Annotated in this window: 16 protein-coding genes; 5 read left to right on the top strand and 11 right to left on the bottom strand. The window is 71.4% G+C overall.

All coding sequences use genetic code 11. The annotated features are described in order from the left end of the window. Positions 1-111 precede the first annotated feature (111 nt). Entirely contained in the window at positions 112-4,062 is a 3,951-nt protein-coding gene (locus tag CRP52_RS08850; protein ID WP_257032370.1) for a beta-N-acetylglucosaminidase domain-containing protein, read from the top strand. A gap of 162 nt (positions 4,063-4,224) precedes the next feature. Here the strand turns inward: CRP52_RS08850 and CRP52_RS08855 are convergent, their stop codons facing one another. After that, positions 4,225-4,869, bottom strand: coding sequence for an HNH endonuclease (locus CRP52_RS08855; protein ID WP_097235894.1), 645 nt, complete (start codon positions 4,867-4,869; stop codon positions 4,225-4,227). Positions 4,870-5,371: 502 nt separating this feature from the next. Here CRP52_RS08855 and CRP52_RS08860 point away from each other — a divergent pair. Beyond that, complete coding sequence (locus CRP52_RS08860) at positions 5,372-6,565, top strand: mechanosensitive ion channel family protein (RefSeq protein ID WP_097235895.1); 1,194 nt, start codon at positions 5,372-5,374, stop codon at positions 6,563-6,565. An 11-nt stretch (positions 6,566-6,576) separates the two neighbouring features. Here the strand turns inward: CRP52_RS08860 and CRP52_RS08865 are convergent, their stop codons facing one another. From CRP52_RS08865 to CRP52_RS08885, 5 genes are all read right to left on the bottom strand, one after another. Further along, positions 6,577-7,128, bottom strand: coding sequence for a tetratricopeptide repeat protein (locus CRP52_RS08865; RefSeq protein ID WP_097235896.1), 552 nt, complete (start codon positions 7,126-7,128; stop codon positions 6,577-6,579). A gap of 157 nt (positions 7,129-7,285) precedes the next feature. Further along, positions 7,286-8,098: a pentapeptide repeat-containing protein gene (locus CRP52_RS08870; protein ID WP_097235897.1), complete on the bottom strand. Its 813-nt coding sequence runs from the start codon at positions 8,096-8,098 to the stop codon at positions 7,286-7,288. A gap of 54 nt (positions 8,099-8,152) precedes the next feature. After that, positions 8,153-8,644: an AAA family ATPase gene (locus tag CRP52_RS08875; RefSeq protein ID WP_257032371.1), complete on the bottom strand. Its 492-nt coding sequence runs from the start codon at positions 8,642-8,644 to the stop codon at positions 8,153-8,155. After that, entirely contained in the window at positions 8,641-10,011 is a 1,371-nt protein-coding gene (locus CRP52_RS08880) for a hypothetical protein (RefSeq protein WP_097235899.1), read from the bottom strand. Before CRP52_RS08880 ends, CRP52_RS08875 begins: the two co-directional genes overlap by 4 nt. Positions 10,012-10,021: 10 nt before the next feature. Next, positions 10,022-10,768, bottom strand: a complete 747-nt coding sequence (locus CRP52_RS08885; protein ID WP_097235900.1) for a hypothetical protein — start codon at positions 10,766-10,768, stop codon at positions 10,022-10,024. 27 nt (positions 10,769-10,795) lie between these two features. Between CRP52_RS08885 and CRP52_RS08890 the strand changes: the two genes are divergently transcribed. Beyond that, positions 10,796-11,674 carry a glycosyltransferase family 2 protein gene (locus tag CRP52_RS08890; protein WP_097235901.1) on the top strand — a complete coding sequence of 293 codons (879 nt, stop codon included), beginning with the start codon at positions 10,796-10,798 and terminating at the stop codon, positions 11,672-11,674. A gap of 17 nt (positions 11,675-11,691) precedes the next feature. Here CRP52_RS08890 and CRP52_RS08895 read toward each other — a convergent pair whose 3' ends face one another. Genes CRP52_RS08895 through CRP52_RS08905 form a run of 3 tightly spaced genes read right to left on the bottom strand, consistent with a single transcriptional unit; the run spans position 11,692 to position 14,953 of the window. After that, positions 11,692-12,792 (bottom strand): DegT/DnrJ/EryC1/StrS family aminotransferase, encoded by a 1,101-nt coding sequence (locus CRP52_RS08895; protein ID WP_257032372.1) that lies wholly within the window; start codon positions 12,790-12,792, stop codon positions 11,692-11,694. A gap of 35 nt (positions 12,793-12,827) precedes the next feature. Beyond that, positions 12,828-13,883 carry an NAD-dependent epimerase/dehydratase family protein gene (locus tag CRP52_RS08900; protein WP_097235903.1) on the bottom strand — a complete coding sequence of 352 codons (1,056 nt, stop codon included), beginning with the start codon at positions 13,881-13,883 and terminating at the stop codon, positions 12,828-12,830. A gap of 17 nt (positions 13,884-13,900) precedes the next feature. Continuing rightward, positions 13,901-14,953: an NAD-dependent epimerase/dehydratase family protein gene (locus tag CRP52_RS08905; protein ID WP_097235904.1), complete on the bottom strand. Its 1,053-nt coding sequence runs from the start codon at positions 14,951-14,953 to the stop codon at positions 13,901-13,903. 121 nt (positions 14,954-15,074) lie between these two features. Here CRP52_RS08905 and CRP52_RS08910 point away from each other — a divergent pair, with 121 nt between their 5' ends. Further along, positions 15,075-16,430 (top strand): transcriptional regulator, encoded by a 1,356-nt coding sequence (locus CRP52_RS08910; protein WP_097235905.1) that lies wholly within the window; start codon positions 15,075-15,077, stop codon positions 16,428-16,430. A 470-nt stretch (positions 16,431-16,900) separates the two neighbouring features. Here the strand turns inward: CRP52_RS08910 and CRP52_RS08915 are convergent, their stop codons facing one another. Continuing rightward, the gene (locus CRP52_RS08915) at positions 16,901-17,122 is read right to left on the bottom strand and encodes a DUF397 domain-containing protein (protein ID WP_097235906.1); all 222 of its coding nucleotides are present in this window, start codon (positions 17,120-17,122) and stop codon (positions 16,901-16,903) included. After that, positions 17,119-17,946 carry a helix-turn-helix domain-containing protein gene (locus CRP52_RS08920; RefSeq protein ID WP_179852730.1) on the bottom strand — a complete coding sequence of 276 codons (828 nt, stop codon included), beginning with the start codon at positions 17,944-17,946 and terminating at the stop codon, positions 17,119-17,121. Before CRP52_RS08920 ends, CRP52_RS08915 begins: the two co-directional genes overlap by 4 nt. Before the next feature lie 418 nt (positions 17,947-18,364). On the opposite strand from CRP52_RS08920, the gene CRP52_RS08925 reads away from it, so the two are divergent. After that, complete coding sequence (locus CRP52_RS08925) at positions 18,365-18,718, top strand: hypothetical protein (RefSeq protein WP_257032373.1); 354 nt, start codon at positions 18,365-18,367, stop codon at positions 18,716-18,718. Positions 18,719-18,851 lie beyond the last annotated feature (133 nt).

The following is an 18,851-nucleotide window of genomic DNA, read 5'->3' on the forward strand; positions in this document are numbered from 1 at the left end:
GTAAGGGGAGGAATCGGGGCAAGGGAGGCATAGCCGTCGGCGGCGTTGACACCGGGTCGGGGAGCTGGTGGGGTGGCGGCGATGTGGTTCTGGCCTGGCGAGGAGGCTCCTGTGCAAGCCCGAGTGTCCGTTGTGGCCGGGCGGCGGCTGCGGTCGCAGTTGGAGCAGAGTGCGGCGTTGCGGGAGGTGCTGCAGCACCCGGCGGCGCTGGCCGCGCGGCGGGCCACGGCGCGGACGTGCCGTCAGTTGGCGCCGCGGGCGGCGGACCGGTTGATCGCGGACCTCAAGGGCACGGAGCCGCTGCTGGCGTCGGTGCGGGCGGAGCGGGCCGAGCGGGCGGCGGGGCGGCCGGGGCTGCGGGCGATGCAGATCGCGGCCGGGGTCGCGGCCGCGGCGGTGGTCGGCGGGTTGCTGGCCGGGCCACTGCCGACGGCGTACGCGGCGGAGCCGGGGCCGGACGTGGTGAGCACCGCGCCGCAGACGCCGCTGGGCAGCGTGACCGATCCTCAGGTGTTCCCGCGCCCGCAGGAGCAGACGGTGGCCGGCCGGGCCGTCACCGTGCCGGCGGCCGTGACGCTGGTGGCGGCGCCCAAGGCGGACCCCGGGGCGGTGCTGGCCGTCCGCGAGGTGCTGAAGGTCGCCGGGACGACCGAGGTGACGCCGAAGCCGGACGGCGGGACGCCGGCCGCCGGCTCGCTGGTGGTGTACGTCGGCGGGCCCGCCGAGGGTGCCGACGGCGAGGTGGACCGGGTGCTGCGGCAGCTGGCCGCAGCGGCCGGCACCAAGGACGGCACCGGGCCCTCCACGGCGGGCATGCCGGTCGGCGGCTACGTGCTGTCGGCCGGTCAGCTGCCTGCCCAGGGCGGCGGGACGTACGGCGCCGTGGTGCTGTCCGGCGTGGACGCCACCGGCACCTTCTACGCCGCACAGAGCCTGCGCCAGCTGCTCGCCGCCGTCCCCGCCGGGCAGGGGCAGGCGCCGGGGGCGGCCGGGCTCGGCCTGCCCGGGATCACGCTGCGGGACTGGCCGACCGGCGCGCCGGTGCGCGGCACCGCGGAGGCGTTCTACGGCACCCCCTGGACCGCCCAGCAGCGGCTGGAGCAGGTCGACTTCCTCGGCCGCTCCAAGCAGAACTTCTACCTGTACGCCCCCGGTGACGACCCGTTCCGGCTCTCCGGCTGGCGCACCCCCTACCCGGCCGCCCAGGCCGGCGAGCTGCGCGAACTGGGCGACCGGGCCCGGCGCAACCACGTCACGCTCGGCTACGCGATCGACCCGGGGCAGTCGCTCTGCTTCAGCTCCGCCAAGGACGTGGACGCGCTGGTCGCCAAGCTGGACGGGCTGCGCCAACTCGGCTTCACCGCCTTCCAGTTGCAGTTCCTGGACGTCAGCTACGACGAGTGGCACTGCGACGACGACCGCGACGAGTACGGCACCGGCCCCGCCGCGGCCGCCAAGGCGCAGGCCGAGCTGGTCAAGAAGGTGCAGGACCGGCTGATCGCGAAGAACCCGGGCCTGGCCCCGCTGTCCGTCGTCCCCACCGAGTACCACCAGCAGGGCGCCACGCCGTACCGCAAGGCGCTGGCCGCCGCGCTGCCGGACGGCGCGCAGGTGGCCTGGAGCGGGGTCGGGGTGATCCCGGAGAAGATCACCGCCGCGCAGACCGCCGACACCGCCGGCCTGTACGGGCACCCGCTGGTCACCATGGACAACTACCCGGTCAACGACGCCAGCCCGGACCGGCTCTTCCTCGGCGCCTACACCGGGCGCGAACCGGGCGTCGCCACCCGCTCGGCCGTCATGCTGACCGGTGCGATGCAGCAGCCGGTCGCCTCCCGGATAGCCATCGCCACGGCCGGCGACTTCGCCTGGAACCCGACCGCGTACAAGCCGGACGAGTCCTGGCAGGCCGCCGTCCGCTCGCTGGCCGGGCCCACCGGCGCCGCCGCCACGCCCGCCGGCAGCACGCTGCCCGCCGTCACCGCGCTGGCCGGCAACAGCACCTCCTCGCCGCTGTCCAAGCAGGAGTCCGGCTACCTGACACCGCTGCTCGACCGCTTCTGGGCCGCCGCCGAACCCACCTCCGGCGTGGCCCCCGACCTGGGCCGGCTGATCGAGGCCGCCACCCCGCTGCGGCAGGCCTTCGCCTCGATGGCCACCGCCCAGCAGACCCTGGCCGGCACCCCCGCCACCGCCCAGCTCGCCGGCGAGGCCGCGCCCTGGCTGGGCCCGCTGCGCGACTACGGGCTCGCCGGGCAGGCCGCCCTGGACATGCTGCTGGCCCAGCACGGCGGCGACGGCACCGCGGCCTGGAAGGCCCGGGTCGAGCTCAACCGGTTGCGCGAACAGCTCGACCGGGCACCGGCCAGCATCGGCCCCGGCGTGCTCGGCCCGTTCCTGGAACGCGCTGTCCGCGCCGCCGACAACTGGGCCGGCGTGGGCGGCGGCGGGGTCGCCCCGACCACCACCATGGGCACCGCGCACGACCACCTGCCCGCCCTGATGGCCGACGGCCTGGCCGACACGTTCTACTGGAGCTCCGCGCCCCCGCAGCCCGGCGACGCGGTCGGCCTGGACCTCGGCGCGGGCCGCCCGGTCGGCAACGTCACCGTGCTGATGGGCGGCTGGGGCGACGGCCCGGACGCCCAGACCGCCGTGGACGACTACATCCGCGACGGCGTGCTGGAGTACTCCACCGGCGAGGGCGGCTGGAAGCAGCTCGCCGTCGTCAGGAACCAGAAGACGATCAGCGCCCAGCTCCCGCCCGGCACCGTGGTCCGGGCCGTACGGCTGCGCGCCACCGCCGCGCAGAAGACCGCCGTCGCGGTGCGCGAGTTCACCGTCACCGCCCCGGACGAGGCCCCGGCGAGCGTCAGCGGCGGGCCCGACGCGCTGCCCGGCTCCTCCGCCGCGGCCGTCCTGGACGGCAACCCCGACACCGCGTACCGGGCCGCCAAGGCGCCGACCGCGCAGGACGCACCGCTCACCGTCGAACTCGGCGCCGCCCGTCCGCTGGACCGGCTCACCGTGCTGACCGACCCCGGTGTGCGCGCCACCGCCACCCTCGCGGTGCGGCGGGCCGACGGCACCTGGGCGGACATCGGCACCATCCAGCCCGGCTACAACGAGCTGCCCGCCGGCGGGCAGGTGGCCGATGCGTTCCGGCTGACCTGGAAGCCCGGCGGCGACCCGCCCGTGGTCAACCAGGTCATCCCCTGGTACGCGGACGCCCCGGCGGCCCGGCTCAGCCTCTCCGACCCGGCCCTGGACGTGGTCACCGGCGCGGCCGCGCCCGTCCAGACCCGGGCCACCGTGGAGGCCGGCCGCCCCGAGGGCACCACCGGCGAGCTGCGCGCCGACGTGCCGGCCACCGCCAAGGGCCTGACCGTGGCGTCCGCCGGCCCGGTGACCGTGCCGCGCGGCGGCCGGGTCGGCGTGCCGCTGCTGGTCAGCGCCGCCCCCGGGACACCGTCCGGGACGTACCAGGTGCCGGTGCAGTTCGTGGCCGGGACCACCACCGTCAAGCAGGTGCTCCAGGTGCACGTGGTGCCGCCGACCGGCGGGGCCGACCTGGCACTCGGCGCCAAGGCCACCTCCTCGGGCGACGAGACGGCGAACTTCCCGGCCTCGGCGGTCACCGACGGCGACCCGAAGACCCGCTGGTCCTCGCCGGCCAAGGACGACGCCTGGGTGCGGCTGGAACTGCCGCAGGCGACCCGGCTGGGCGCGGCGGTGCTGCACTGGCAGGCCGCGTACGCCGCCTCGTACCGGATCCAGGTCTCGGCGGACGGGAACTCCTGGACCGACGCGGCGACGGTGGACAACGGCAAGGGCGGCGACGAGACGGTGCGGTTCGACGCGCCCGGCGTCCGGTTCGTCCGGGTCCAGGGCGTGGCGCGGGCGACCAAGTACGGCTACTCGCTGTGGGGCGTCGAGCTCTACGCGGTGACCCCGCCGGCCCAGCCCCAGCCCCCGGCCGGCCAGCCGCCCGCCCAGCCCGGCGGCGCTCCGGGCGCCACGGCGGCGCCCACGGCTCCCCCGGCGACGGCGCCGAAGCAGTAGCGGCACGGGCGCCCGGCCGGACACCCCACCCGGCGGGACATCCGGCGGCGAGCCGGGCCCCGAAAAACGGCGGCGGGCCGCCGGCCCCCGGTGCGGGGGGCGCGGCGGCCCATGAGGCGCGTACCGACGGTGTGAGACGGGCGGGCCCTTGTGTCGCTCGGGTCAGGCGGAGAGCGGTTCGGGCTGCTCGCCGCGGCGGACGGGGGTGGAGTGGGCGCCGTGCGCCCGGCCGATCGGGACCGAGTGGTTGGGCTCGGTATGGTCGTGGTGCTCGTACTCGCCCCACTGCGGGGCCCGCAGCTGGTCGGCACCGCCGTACGGCTCCAGGTAGGGGCGCCAGCGCGGGTCCTTGATGCCGGTGCCGATGATCCGCCAGGCGAGGCCGCTGGGCGGGGCGGGTGGGCGCTTCATCCGCCACCCGAGTTCGGTGAGGTGGCGGTCGGCCTTGGTGTGGTTGCAGCGGCGGCAGGCTGCCACCACGTTGTCCCACCGGTGCTGGCCGCCCCGGCTGCGCGGGATGACGTGGTCGACGCTGGTGGCGGCGGCCCCGCAGTAGACGCAGCGGCCGTGGTCGCGGGCGAACAGCGCCCGGCGGGTGAGCGGGACGGGCCCGCAGAACGGGACCCGGACGAAGCGGGTCAGACGGACGACGGACGGCGCCGGAAGGGCGCTGGTGGCGCTGTGCAGAGTGACTTCCGAGTCCTCCAGGCTGACCGCCTTGTGATTGAGGACCAGGATGAGTGCGCGGCGCATCGATACGACGCCGAGTGGCTCGTAGGACGCGTTGAGGACCAGGACATGCGGCACGGATGCCTCCTTGGACGCCTGCGGCGCGTGGCTCGCGCCGGGACGAGCGGTTGGATCGCACAACGAGTGCGCGATCTCCCCCAGTGTCGCCTTACGCCGTTGTACGGCGCCACCACTCCTGTGTAACGGACCTGCCGTGAACTCCGGGTGTGCTCTCCGTCATAGCCGGTATGCCCGGGGGACGGTCGGGTTGCACCCGGGCGCCCCGGCGGGCGGGGGGCGGGGCGGCGCGGTGGCCCTCCCGGGGGACCGATCGGCCGGTCGGAGCAGTGTTCGGGCCCTGGTGGGACGGGTCCGGGCCGGGACTCCGGGGGAGCGCACCGGTGCGTTGACGGGGCGTCCGGGGCTGTGTGTACGCCCTGTGGAGGCTTCTCGCTCGGTCACGGCCGTCACCCCGGCGTGTCCGGTCGGGTGTTCGGCGCCGGATAGGCTAAGGCGCACGGTCCGTGGGCCGCTTGCGGCGGCGCGGGCCCGACACGCTCCCTGCAAGGAAGGTCCGCCCGTGTTCCGCTCCGGCGCCACCGGTCTGTCCGATGCGTCCTCGACGCCCTCCGTCCCGACGACGCCGAGCCCCAGCCCCTCCGCGCCGCAGCTGCCGGACCTGCGCATCCCGACCAGCGCGCAGGAGGTCTCGGACACCACCAAGCAGGCCGCCAGCTGGTTCGACACGCACTGGCAGGGCTGGCTGGCCTCCGGCCTGCGGATCGTCCTCATCGTGGTGCTGGCGCTGGTGCTGCGGGCCATGGTGCGCAAGCTGATCACCCAGCTGATAGGGCGGATGGCGCGCACCCCGGACCACCAGGAGGAGAGCCGGCTGGGCGGGCTGCTGGCCAACACCGGGGTGGTGAACCCGGAGCGGCGTCAGCAGCGCTCGGAGGCGATCGGCTCGGTGCTGCGCAGCGTGGCCTCCTTCACGATCCTCGGCACGGCGGCGCTGATGGTGCTCTCCGCGATGGGGGTGAACCTGGCGCCGCTGCTGGCGAGTGCCGGTGTGGCCGGTGTGGCGATCGGTTTCGGCGCACGCAACCTGGTCACGGACTTCCTCTCCGGGGTCTTCATGATCATGGAGGACCAGTACGGCGTCGGCGACGAGATCGACACCGGGGTGGCCAACGGCACGGTCCTGGAGGTCGGCCTGCGGGTGACCAAGCTGCGCGGGGCGAACGGCGAGATCTGGTACATCCGCAACGGTGAGGTCAAGCGGATCGCCAACATGAGCCAGGGCTGGTCGACGGCCTCGGTGGACATCCAGATCGGGTCCAAGGAGGACCTGCTGCGGGCCGAGGAGCTGATCCTGCAGAGCGCGGAGCAGCTGGCCAAGGAGGCGCCGTACGACGAGCTGGTCTGGGCGCCGGTGTCGATCCTGGGCGTGGAGTCGGTCGCGGCGGACTCGGTGACGGTGCGTGTCGAGGCCCGCACCGCCCCCGGCAAGGCGCCGGCCGTCTCCCGGGCGCTGCGGCAGCGGGTGAAGGTGGCCTTCGACCAGGCCGGGATCAAGGTCAAGGAGGAGACCCCAACGGCGGCGGCTGCGGCGGCCGCAGCAGCGGCCTCGGCGGCGGCAGCCGGGTCGGCGGCCGCGCCGGCGGCGGCTCCCGCGACCGAGCAGGCGGCGCCCTCCGCCCTCGCCGACCCGAACTCGGCCCGCTTCAAGGCGACGGAGCCGATCCCGCTGCCGAGGCCGGAGCCGACGCCGTAGCGGAGGCGGCCCTACCGGGGACCGGCCCGATCAGCAGCTCCAACCCGGGCGAGTGCGGCCTGCGTGGACTCGACCAGCCCGGCCTCCTCCTTGGCGATCCGCAGCCGCAGCGCCTCTTGGAGATGGGCCTGGGCGTCCGCGAGGTCGCTGCGCTCCATGAGGTGCTTTCCGGTGTGCTGAAGCGCGAAGTCGACCAGTTCCGGGTGCTGGTTTCGCGCGGTGTTCAGGGCACTGCGGTAGAGCGCGGCCGCAGTCCGCACGTCACCGGCGTAGCGGTGCGCGTCGCCGAGGTTGAGCCCGGTGGCGACGACGGCCCGGGTGTTGCCGATCGCTGCGGCGAGGTCGAGCGACCGCCGGAGTGTTGCACGGGCCTCCTCGTGGTTGCCCAGGCACATCTGGCCGATGCCGATCCACCTGGTCAGGACCCGAGCGCGCGCGGGGTCGCTCCCCTCGGGCAAGGCCCGCAGTTCCTCGTGGAGTTGGCCGACCGCGGTGGTCAGCTCGTTCCGGTCGGTGGGGACCATCCGCAGGCTGTCGTCGTGAGTGATGAGGTGGTCAAGCACGTGACCCTCCGTCGTTCGGTGCCGATCAAACGAGCGTCGGCAGCACTCCGCGAGGCCAGTGGCGGCGCCGGGCCGTCCGGGAGCTTCACCTCGCACCGCTCGATGAGGGCGGCGGGGTCGATGTGGGCGATGGCGAGGTTCAAGCCGGGGGTTCGGGTCACCGGCGCTCGTCGAGCGTGTCGCCGAAGGTCACGTCCAGTTCCGCGATCAGGGCCTCGGCAAGCTCGGCCTGCTGGGCCCGGTCGATGATCACCCTGGCGAGGTTGGCGACGCCCCGCAGCGAGGTCAGGTCGTTGCCGCGCAGGTCCAGGCCCTGGTACTTGCCTCGGCCGAACTCGGCCAGCCGCAGCGCGCAGGCGTCGAGGACCGTGCCGCCGAGGTCGCAGCCGGTGAACGAAGCCTCAGTCAGCACGCACTTGGAGAAAGCAACCGGCCCGGTGGCCCGGACCTGCTCGAAGCCGGCGTAGTCGAGCTTGCAGTTCTCGAAGAGCACATTGTCCAGGGTCAGGCCGGTGAGGTTGGCTCCCATGATCTTGCAGTTGCGGAAGACGGCGCGGGACAGTTTGCTGTCGCTGATGCGGGCGGTGGCGAGGTCACAGGTGTCGAACTCGACGGAGTCCAGGCGGACCTTGTCGAACTGGACGCGGTCGGCCCGCAGCCCGCTGACCCGGCCGGTGATGAGGCTGGTGTCGGTCAGGTCCAGGTCCCGCAGCTCGGTGTCGCCGTACTGGAAGTCCTGGACGATGCCCCGGGCGGAGTCCAGGGAAGTGACGTTGGACAGGTACAGGCCGGGCTCGTCCAGGCGGGGCAGGGTGACGGTGACACGGCCGAAGGTTTTGCTGTCCACGGGGTTGGGCTCCGCTCTGTCGGGCCGGGCCCGCACCCGCGCGGTGCGGGCCGGGCGAGGTTGGACGGGCTGCTTGCTCTTCTTGGAGCAGCTGTCCCAGGTCGGCCGGTTGTCGAAAGTCACGATGACCGGCCTGGGCTCCCCGGCAGAAGCCGGAGAACTCGCAGGCGGCGACGGCTACGTGGAGGTGAGCACCGTGTCGAGGAGCAACCACGCCGTGACGTCCAAGGTGTTCTCCGGACCGATGACGACTTCACCGACATCGACAAGTACGTCGTGCGGTATGTACCACTCGCGCATCTCCTCCGGTCCGAACTCCTGCGCCTTCTTCCGGGTCGAGTGCCTGGCCAGGGTCTCCTCCCACGGGATGTCGAGGTAGAAGAAGCTGCTGCGGCCCGGGTGATCGCGGTGCAGCCCGTGGAGCATGTCGCCGTACCGGTCGGCCGCGAGGACGCCTTCCAGGAGCACGTGGTATCCCCGGCCGAGGGCGATCCTCGCCATGGCGTCGATCATTTCGATATTTACTCCGCCTCGGATGTCGGGCTCCCCGAGGACGTTGATCCGGACGCTGTCCTGCGAGATGATCGCCAGCCCGTCGCCGAACAGGGATCGAACGCGCCAGGCCGTGCTGGTCTTCCCGGAAGCCGAGTTGCCGCGTAGAACGATCAAGCTGGGGCCGCTTGCAGTGGAACCAGGGACCGGCTGATCCACCGTTCCTCCTCCGTTCTGTCGCGTAGCGGAGCAACCAGCCAAGGCACGAGCCGAGGGACCGGGACGGCGGCGACCTGCTCGACCGGGTGGAGAAGCCCCCGGGCACAGGACTCGGCCGTCCAGACCGTGAAGCGGGCATTGGGGTAGGCCGGGTTGATTCCGATCTCCCCCTTGGGGCTGACACCGTTGAACGGCGTCGAGATGCCCTCCTTGTTCCAGTAGGCCCACGCTTCCAGGGCCTTGGCCTGCTCGAAGCAGTGGTAGAGCTGTGGGTAGCGGTCGAGAAGCCGGATCTCCCGGAAGATCAGCTGGCCGAGGAGGTGCGGCGCCGTCTCGGCCAGCGTGCCCAGGTCGGCCGCCTCGTGGAACGTGAAATCCCGAATGTCCTGGCAAGGGGGGAGGGACGTGGCTGCGAAGAGGTAGGACAGGCGCCGGCGGACGTAGCCGGGGACCGAGGCGACCAGGCCGGGCTCGATGCGAGCGACGAGGTCGAGGAGCCGGGCGTGGTCCGGGTGGAACCGCCCGAGGTCGAAGAGCGTGCCCATGCCGTCCACTGCGGAGAGGGCGAGGTCCTTGTAGAGCCGGTTGTTCAGCTCCCCGCGGTCGATGTACTCGCGGGTGGCCCGGCTGGTGGAGTTGAGCATCAGGTACTCGGCGACGGTCTCGAAGTACAGGTATCCGAGGTAGGGGAAGACCGGGATCGCGGCGGCGAGCGCATCGATGAACGGTACGTCTGGTGTCGTGTTGCCGCCCGCGTTGCGCAGGAGGGTGTCGAGGAACGGCGCCGTGACGCGAACCCGGTCCACGACGGACCGCAGCACCCGGGTGTCCTCGGCAGCGGTGAGGACGTGGCGACACTGCTGGTAGGCCCGCAGGTGGATGCCGCCCAGACGCAGGTAGTCGAGCCCTTTCAACGGCGCCGGGCCGGTGGGGGTGACCTCGATGACCAGTGGTGTGCTGTTGCTCCGACTCACGAGCCTGCCTCGGCTCTCCAGCAGGTACGAGCCCAGATTGTGGGGCCGCAGCGCGCCGCCGGGTGCCGGGGTGAGCGGGGAGCCGTAGACGGCGCCGACCAGGCAGCCAGTGGAGGCGAGCAGGTGGCCGCTGGCTCGCACGGCTGCCAGGTCGCGGGTCAGGTGCAGGAGGTGAATCGGGGTGCCGGCGGAGAGCGAGCGGAGCATCGCATTGTCGCGCAACAGCCTTCCGCTGGGGGCCTGTTCGAGGCGCTGGTACCACTCGGCGTCGGTGTCGGCGAGCCCCGCCGGTGCCGGGCGGGCGGGCAGGGCGCCGTAGTCGGTGTGGGCGTAGTCCCATTCGGCGTGCAAGGGGTTCCTCCTACTCGGACAGCGTGACGCGGAGCGCGTGCTCCAGCGCCAAGGCGTCGGTGGCTCCGTCGAGGCGCGCCTGTTCGCTGTGGACCACCAGGTCGTGGGCGAGCAGGTGGAGCCAGGCGGGGACGGGCAGGCGAAACTGCTTGGGGTCGGGCCACCAGCGGGCGAGGGGCAGCCGGTAGCGGTCGAGGGCGTCGGCGCCTTTGAGGAGGTCCACCGCGTCCTGGTGCTGCCGGTAGGCGCTCGCCCGGTCGTCCGTGAAAGCGTGGTGGGCGACGTCGTGAAGGGCGACGGCCGTGATCGCCTCGGGCGTGGGACGGGTGCCGAGGGCGGAGGCCACGGTGGCGGTGTGCTCGGCGAGCCAGCGGGCGGCGCGCTGTCCGTGGCCCGGGTCGTCGCGGTCGTGGTGGCGTCGGCAGTCGTGGCAGGCCGCCGAGACGGCAAGGGCCTGTGTGCGGCCGGGGTCGATGCCGTGATCGTGGGCGAGGAACTGCACCAGGAGCGCGACCCGGGCACCGTGCCGGACGCCGTGGATGGAGTCGACCGCCTCCCTACGGGCGAACCAGGAGCCTTCGGGTACCAGCAGGAGCGGACGGTGTGGCATGGTGGCCCGGACACCCGGACCGGTGGGACGGTTACCGGCGATCCAGGCCAGCGTGGTCCGGTCCATGTACTGGTGGTCCGGGAGCCGGCCTGCTTTGGCCAGCGCGCGCAGCGGCGTCTTCCCGGGCTGCGGTGTCGGCGAGATCATGAACGATTCCTGATGAGGTCGGGTGCGATGGGCGTCACGCTGGGCGTGGTGGTGCTGACGATGGGGAACCGGCCTGCGGAGCTGATGGCGCTGCTGGACTCGGTACGGGCCCAGGAGGGCGGCGACAGCGGCGTTCGGACCGTCGTGCTCGGGCAGGGCGTGAAGCTGCCCGAGCTGCCGGACTGGGTGGACGCCGTGGAGCTGCCGGAGAACCTCGGCATCCCCGGGGGCCGCAACGCCGGCGTCGAGCGGCTGCGCGAGCTGGGCGGCACGGACGTGCTGGTCGTCCTGGACGACGACGGCCTGCTGCCTCGCACCGACACCTTCCGGCTGATCCGTGAAGCCTTCGAGCAGGGCCCGCGGCTGGGGATCGTGTCCTTCCGGATCGCGGACGAGACCGGGTTCACCCAGCGCCGCCACGTGCCCCGCCTCGGCGCCAGCGATCCGATGCAGTCCGGACCGGTCACCACGTTCCTGGGCGGCGGTCACGCCATCCGCATGAGCGTGATCGACCAGGTCGGCGACTTCCCCGCCCCGTTCTTCTACGCGCACGAGGAGACCGACTTCGCCTGGCGCGCGCTGGACGCGGGCTGGCACATCGACTACCGCGCCGACATGGTGCTGCAGCATCCCCGCACCGACCCGGCCCGGCACGCCGCCTACTACCGGATGACGGCGCGGAACCGGGTCTGGCTGGCCAAGCGCCACCTTCCTGCGGCCCTCGTGCCTGTCTACCTCACCTCCTGGGCGCTGTACGCGCTGGTCCGCCGACCGCCGCTGTCCGGTCTCAGGGCGTGGTGGTCCGGCTTCTTCGAGGGAGTCCGCACCGCATGTCCTCCGCGTCGTCCGATGCGGTGGAGCACGGTATGGCGGATGGCGAAGCTGGGCCGGCCGCCGGTGTTCTGACGTCCGGCCCGGCGCAGTCAGGTCCAAACGGCGTGGATGGCGTCGATGACGCGCTGCACGTCCGTGCTGGTCATGGCCGGGTAGCAGGGCAGGGACAGCTGCCGGGCGGCAATCTGCTCGGTCACGGACAGGTGGCAGTCCGGGGAGCGGTGGGCGGCGAGGCGGTGGACCGGCTGGAAGTGCACGCTGGTGCCGATCCCGTGCTCGTCCAGGAGGGTGCCGGCCACCGTGTCCCGGGTCCGGCCGCCGGCCGGGTCGATCAGGACGGGGTAGAGGAACCAGCCGTGCCGGACGCCGTCCAGAACGGTCGGCAGCCGCAGCCCTGGAAGGCCTGCCAAGGACCGGTCGTAGGAGGCGGCGATCTGGGCCCGGCGCGCGGTGAAGTCGGCGAGCTTCCGAAACTGCTGGAGGCCGACCGCGGCGGTGATATCCGGCATCGTGTACTTCAGGCCCGGCACGGTGACCTCGTAGTCGGCGGTGCGGCGCTTACCGTGCCGCTGCCACACGGAGGAGTCGATGCCATGCCGACCGAGCAGGCGGGCGGCTTGGACGATGTCGCTGCGGCCGACGATCATCCCGCCCTCGCCGCAGGTGATGACCTTGTTGGCGTAGAAGGAGAACACCGCCAGGTCGCCGACGCTGCCCGCCCGCACGCCGTCGCGCCAGGCGTACAGGGCGTGGGCGGCGTCCTCGATCAGCAGCAGACCGTGGTCGTCGGCGAGCTTGCGGAAGGCCAGGAGGTCGCAGGGCTGGCCGCTGTAGTGCATGACCACGATGGCCTTTGTCCCGGAGGTGATCGCCTTCTCGGCCGCTTCCGGGTCGAGGTTGTAGGTGACGGGATCGATCTCCGTGAACACCGGGGTGCCGCCGCACTGGACGATGGCGTTCGGGGCCGCGCAGAAGGTCAGGCTCGGCGTGATCACCTCGTCGCCCGCCTTGATCCCGGCCGCCAGCAGGGCGAGGTGGAGGGCGGCGGTGCACGAGGAGACGGCGAACGCCTCCTCCACCCCGAGGGCGTCCTTCACCGCCGCCTCGAACCGGGTCGCCTTCGGGCCGGCTGTGAGCCAGCCCGAGCGCAGGGTGTCCAGCACCTCGGCTTCCTCCTCCTGCCCGAGCAAGGGACGGTTCCACGGCAGGAATGTTGCAGCCGTCGTCATGACTGCCCCCACGCGGCGGTGTACTCGGACCGGTACCGCTGGCACGCGGGTGTGCGAAGGGTCCGCACCTCGCCCGCGGTGAAGGCGTCCGCCAGGCCCCGATGGTTGTCGTACTGGGGCTCGTTCGGGTCGGTGATCTTGCGGCTGGCGAGGAGGTCGGCGATCTCCCGCACGCCGTCCTTGAGGGGGGTGGAGCAAGCCCCGGGGATGTGGCGCGCCAGGCGGGCGAAGCTGACCTGGTAGTCGCGGGCATCGGTCTCGTCCCGCTCCGGACCGCGCTGGATCTTCGATCCGGGCACGATGGCGGCCACGGTCTCGGCGATGTCGGCGATGGTGTGGTTCTCCTCGTCGCTGCCAACGTTCCACGCCCCGATCAGGTCGCCCTCCAGGACCGCGGCGAGCACCTGGGCGACGTCGCGGACGTGGACGAGCGGGCGGCGCTGGGCGCCACCGTTGAGCGGGATGCGCCCGGTGGCGACGGCGCGCGACGCCATGGAGTTGACCACGGAGTCCAGACGCTGGCGGGGCGAGGAGCCGTGGACGGTCGCCAGCCGAAGGCTCGTCAACCTGGCGACACCGTCGAGGACTTCAGGAAGGCGCCGTTCGGCGAGAACCTTGGTCCGGGCGTAGATCCCCAGCGGGTTGGGCTCGGTGTCCTCGTCCACGGTGCCCCCGCGCTCGCCGTAGACACTGCAGGAGGAGAAGAACACGTACTGGCCGACACCGGCGCCAGCAGCGACCTCGGCGGCGAGCATCGGGGCAGCGTAGTTGAGTTCGACGGCCAGTTCCTCATCCAGCCGGCAGGCCGGTTCACCGACAATCCCACCCAGGTGCACGATGACGTCCGCGCTGTCGCAGGCCCTGGCCAGCAGGTCGGAGTCGCGCAGGTCGCCGTGGACGAACGTGGCGGCGTTGGGCAGGAGCAGGCCGGGGTCGTCCCCGCGGTTGTAGATCAGGCCATCCACGACGGTGACGTGGTGGCCGAGGGAGACAAGGTGGTGGGAGGCGACGGAGCCGATGTATCCGGCTCCGCCGAGCAGCACGACGCGCATGGAAGTGGTCCCTTCGTTCAGGCGGCCAGAGCGGCGGCGGTCGGGGCGGTGAACCAGTCAGGGATGGCGTTTGGCGTGGTCCTGAGCCAGTTCACGTAGCGATCGATGCCCTCGGCGAGGGCGATCGTGGGACGCCAGCCGAGCAGGTCGGTGGCCCGGCGGGTGTCGGCACAGCCGCCGCGCGGGTCACCCTCGGGCATCGGCGTGTCGACGAACGCAGCGCAGGGGTAGTGGGTGGCGATCAGCTCGGCGATCCGCCGGACCGAGGTGGGGATCCCGGTGCCGATGTTGATGGTCTGTCCGGCGGCCTGGTCGGTGACGAGGGCGAGGAGGGTGGCGTGCGCGATGTCCTCGACGTGGACCATGTCGCGCACCTGGTGGCCGCCGCCGTTGAGCCGCATCGGCCGACCCGTGTGGGCGGACAGGGCCAGCCACGGCACCATCCAGGAGTGCGAGTGGGGCTTGGGAATCTGCGGGTCACCGTAGACCGAGAAGTACCGGACGATCGAGTACTCCGTGCCGCTGCCGCCGAGCATCAGGCGCACCTGGTGCTCGCCCCACAACTTAGTGTTGGCGTAAACCGAGATTGGGGTCAGCGGTTGGTCCTCGGCGAACCGAGCTGCACCGTCCTGCATGGGGATGCCGTCGCCGTACACGGAGGCGGAGGACACGAACACCAGCCGCTTCACCGACGAGGCCGTCACCGCGTCCAGGATGGTCTGAGTGCCGTGCAGATTGGCGGCGAACGCGGTGTCGGGCCGGCGCGTGCAGGCAGCGACGTCGGCGTACGCGGCGGCGTGGATCACGTAGTCCGCGCGGCCCGCGAGCCACGTCACGGTGGCCCGCTCGCGCACGTCGCCGAGAACGACCTGGACGCTGTGCTGGTCCACCTGGAACAGGTCGCGAACGGGATTCGGGTAGGCGTCGAACCGGTCCAGGACGATCGGCTTGGCCCCCAACGCGGCAAGCTGGGCGACGATGCGGCTGCCCACCAGGCCACCGCCACCGGTGACCAGCACGCCGGCGCCGGTCAGCTCGCGCAGGCGCGGGTCGAAGAACACGCCGGCCATGAGGGACCTCCTCTGAAGTGCGGGTATGTGCAGTCAGTGAACCGTCTGCCACGCTCAGGCGGTACGGCGATGGCCCGCTCATCCCGTTCAACCTGTTCAAGATCGGCGCTGGGAGCGTGAGTTGACTGGACGTAAGGGACCGAACCGGCAGCTGGCGGCCGTCATCGAGGAAGCCGGGTGTACGTACGAAGCCCTGGCCAAGGTGGTCCGCAACGTCGCGGCGGAGGCCGGGGAGACGCTGCACACCTCACGGTCGGCCGTGCTCTCCTGGGTGAGGGGTGGTACTCCGACAGGCAGAACGGCGACCTACCTTGCCGAGGCTTTGACGAGAATGGCGAAGCGGAAGGTGACGACCGCCGAGATCGGTCTAGGCTTCCCGGCCATCGGGGAGGCCATGGCCCCTGATCCTCTGGCAACCGCTGCCGACCTCGGGAGACTTGTCATGCTCCACCGTCGCGACTTCCTCGCTCTCGCCTTTTCCACCGCGACAGTCGGGCTCCCGCTCACCTACGACCACCAGACCGTCGCCGCCGCCCTGCGGACCGCACAGGGCGGCCGCAGGGCCGGAGCCGAGGAGGTGCACACCGTCCGGCAGCTCACTGAGATGTTCAGGACGGCCGACGAGAGGCTGGGCGGCGGCCACGGCCTGTCCACCGTGTCGTCCTACCTGGCGGACGCCGTCGTGCCGATGCTCCAGGCCACGTTCCCGTCCGAGGAGGTCCGGAGGAGCGCATACGGGGCGGCGGCCGAGCTGGCGACCCTGGTCGGATGGAAGTGCCACGACCTCGGCCGCGAGGGCGCCGCTCAGAGGTTCTACCTGCTCGGCTACCAACTCGCCTGCGAGTCCGACCCCGCAGGTCACGGGGCCTGGATGATGCGCGCCCTCACCCACCAGGCTCTCGACCTGAACCAGACCACGCACTGCGCCGAACTGGCCGAGGCTGCGCTGTCACGCGCCCAAGGGAAGGTCGACCAGAAGACAGAAGCGCTGCTGCTGGTGACAGCCGCCCGGGCCTACGGAGCGAGCGGCCAGAGCAAGAACGCCGCCGGGGCGCTCCTGGCCGCCGAGGACGCCATGCTCGCCGGCGACGACGGCGTTCCCTCCTACGCCGCCGCCTCCGGCCCGGTCGCGGCCACCGTGGCATCGCACACCGGCAAGACCCTGACCGAGATGAAGGAGCACCGGGCCGCCGAACGGCACTACCGTGCGGCGCTGGAGGGCCGCGTAGTGTCGACGTACCAGCGGGTTCGCGGCCTGACCCTTGCGAACCTCGCCAAGTCCGTGGCCGCCCAGCACCGTCACGAGGAGGCCGTGATCCTGTGGAACCAGTGCCTGGACCTCATGGACGGCGTGGCGTCCGACCGCAACAGGAAGGAGCTGAGGACGGTGCACTCGACCATGGCTGTCTACAGCAGGCGAGGAATCCCCGGTGCCCCCGAACTCGCCCAGCGAGCCGCCGAGCTTGCGTCCTTGTAGGACCAGATGGCACCAGGCCGTACGGTCGGGGCAGCCGAGCTGGAAGTCCTGGAGGATACCCCGGGTGGAGTCCCGGGAAGTGACGCTGGGCAGGTACAGGCCCGGCTCGTCCAGGCGAGGCAGGGTGACGGTGACACGGCCTAAGGTGATGCTGTCCGCGGTGTCGGACTCCGCCCTGTCGGGTGGGCTGGGCCCGCACCGACTGCTGCAGTCCCAGCGGCGGTTGGGCGTGTCACCTGCTCTTCTTGGACCCGTTGTCCTAGGGTCGGCCGCTTGTCGAAAGCCGGCACCGGTGGACGACCCGAACAAACCTGACGAAGTCGTAGAGGATACGCTCCCAGCCTGCTCGGGGCGTATGAAGCCAGCCACTGGACGTCCCTCTGGTAGATCAGCGAGAGGGCGGGGTAGAACAGCAAGCGCGGTCCGGCGCACTTCATCTGCGCCGGACCGCAGCCATTTTGGGCGTGCTGTCAGACGAGCCCGAAGTCGAACTCGCCGTAAGCCGCCGCTGCGATGAAGGTGGCGTGTGCCTCGGCGGTCAGGGCCAGGGCAGGCCCCTCGGGGTCCTTCGAGTCCCGAACGAACGACCCCTGGCCGGCCGGGAAGGCGAACTCGACGCAGTTGTCCTGTTCGTTGCTTCGGCTGGACTTCCTCCAGGTCACGTTCAGGGTGGATGCATTCGCGATGGTCATGGAAGTTCGTCCCTCTTCTGGGTGATGAATTCAAGGGAGTCGTCCACGTTCAGGGCCGCGGCCATGATCTCGTGGAAGCTGCCTCGGTAGATGTCCACCTCCGCTGGGTCCTCGACCCAGCTGCTGCGGACCATGCCTGGCGTCAGCACGATGTCGAGGGCGCGTTGTGGAAACTCAAGGAGCGTGAACGCGCCGTTGAATCCTCGGTTCGGCCGGGCGGTCGCCGGCATGACCTGGATGTGGACGTTCGGCAGGCGGCTCATCTTCACGAGCCGGCTGAGCTGTTCTCGCATCACGTCGTCGCCGACGTTTATGGCCAGGGCCGACTCGTGGATGACGGCGCACAGCTTCACTGGGTTCTCCATCCTGGTGAGCACCCGCTGTCGCGCGATCCGGACATCGACCATGGCGTCCACGCCCGTGGACACAGCGGAGAGTCTGGAGATGATCGCGGTCGCGTAATCGGGCGTCTGGAGAAGACCCGGGACGAAGGTCAGCTCGAATGCCTTGATCTCAACGGCCTGCGCTTCCATCGAGATCAGATCGGTGTAGAGCGGATTGATGGTGTCGCTGTAGCCCTTCCACCAACCGCGCTGGTCCTTCTGACGGGCGATCTCCAACAGGACTTCGCGCAGTCCCTCATCGCACTCGTAGAGGTCGAGCAGCGCCTCGACGATCTCCGGTTTGACTCCTGAACGAGCGTTCTCATAGCGGCTGAGCTTCGGCAGGTTGAGACCGGGGACCTTGCTGACAACCTGCTCGGCTGACAGCCCCTTCCTCTCGCGCAGACGTCGAAGGTCTGCGGCGATGCGACGCTGACGCACGGTCGGTACTCGCTCACTTGTAGCCATGACGGATGCCCTTCTGCGTATCAGTGGGTCAGTGTGCCCGTCCGACGAGCCTGCACGCCACCACACAAGTGGGTGCAACGCACCCGAAATCACATTCGAAGTGAATGTTTTCATTTCACCCGTCGTATGGGTTGCACTGAAACATAGTCAGGGGACATGCTGTGAGTGCAGGACTACGGAGGGTCAGCCAGCAGATCTCGCCCACTCGCGCCCCTTCTGACCCCCCGAGCCCCCATCACCACAAGGCAGGAGCGAGAACCCCATCCGCGGCACCCCTGCCCACCCAACCCGCTCAACCGAGTGTGGGCGGCGGGCGATGAGTCGTGGTGTCGGCGGCCAGTTGTTCTCAACTGGCCGCCGACATCACGGCGCTACATTCCTAAGGACATCCATGACTGCTGAGCACTCGCAAAACCCCCGCCCGGTCACGCCTCGACTGTCGGCCGACCCGACCTTCGACCAGGAGCTGTGCGGGCTCGTACTGGACACCGCGCCTCGGATGTTCGCCGTCGTCCAGGTGTGCGGCGAGGGCTTCGCGGACGCCGATGGGTGGGTCGTGGCCTGGGGGCTCGTCGATGATCCCGGGCCGACGCACGTGATCAGCGTCGACGGACGGGCGCGCATGACCCTGGCGTCCCCTGATCGAGTCTTGCGCCATTTCGCCGGGCGCCCGGGAATCACTTCGCGACTGGTCTGGCTCGCGCAACCGAGAGCTGCCGCGATGAACCAATCCGAAGCCGCCTGACTTTCGGCCGCCCGGTTCGCATTGATCGCTTGCTTTCCCTGGTTCGGGTGGCCCGGCCGTTGTCGGCCGGGCCACCCGCCCATCGCGGCGATTGTGGGTTAGGCCAGAGGGGAGCGCTCCCCAGCTCTGGCGC

Source organism: Streptomyces sp. 1331.2 (genome assembly GCF_900199205.1).
GTDB lineage: Bacteria > Actinomycetota > Actinomycetes > Streptomycetales > Streptomycetaceae > Kitasatospora.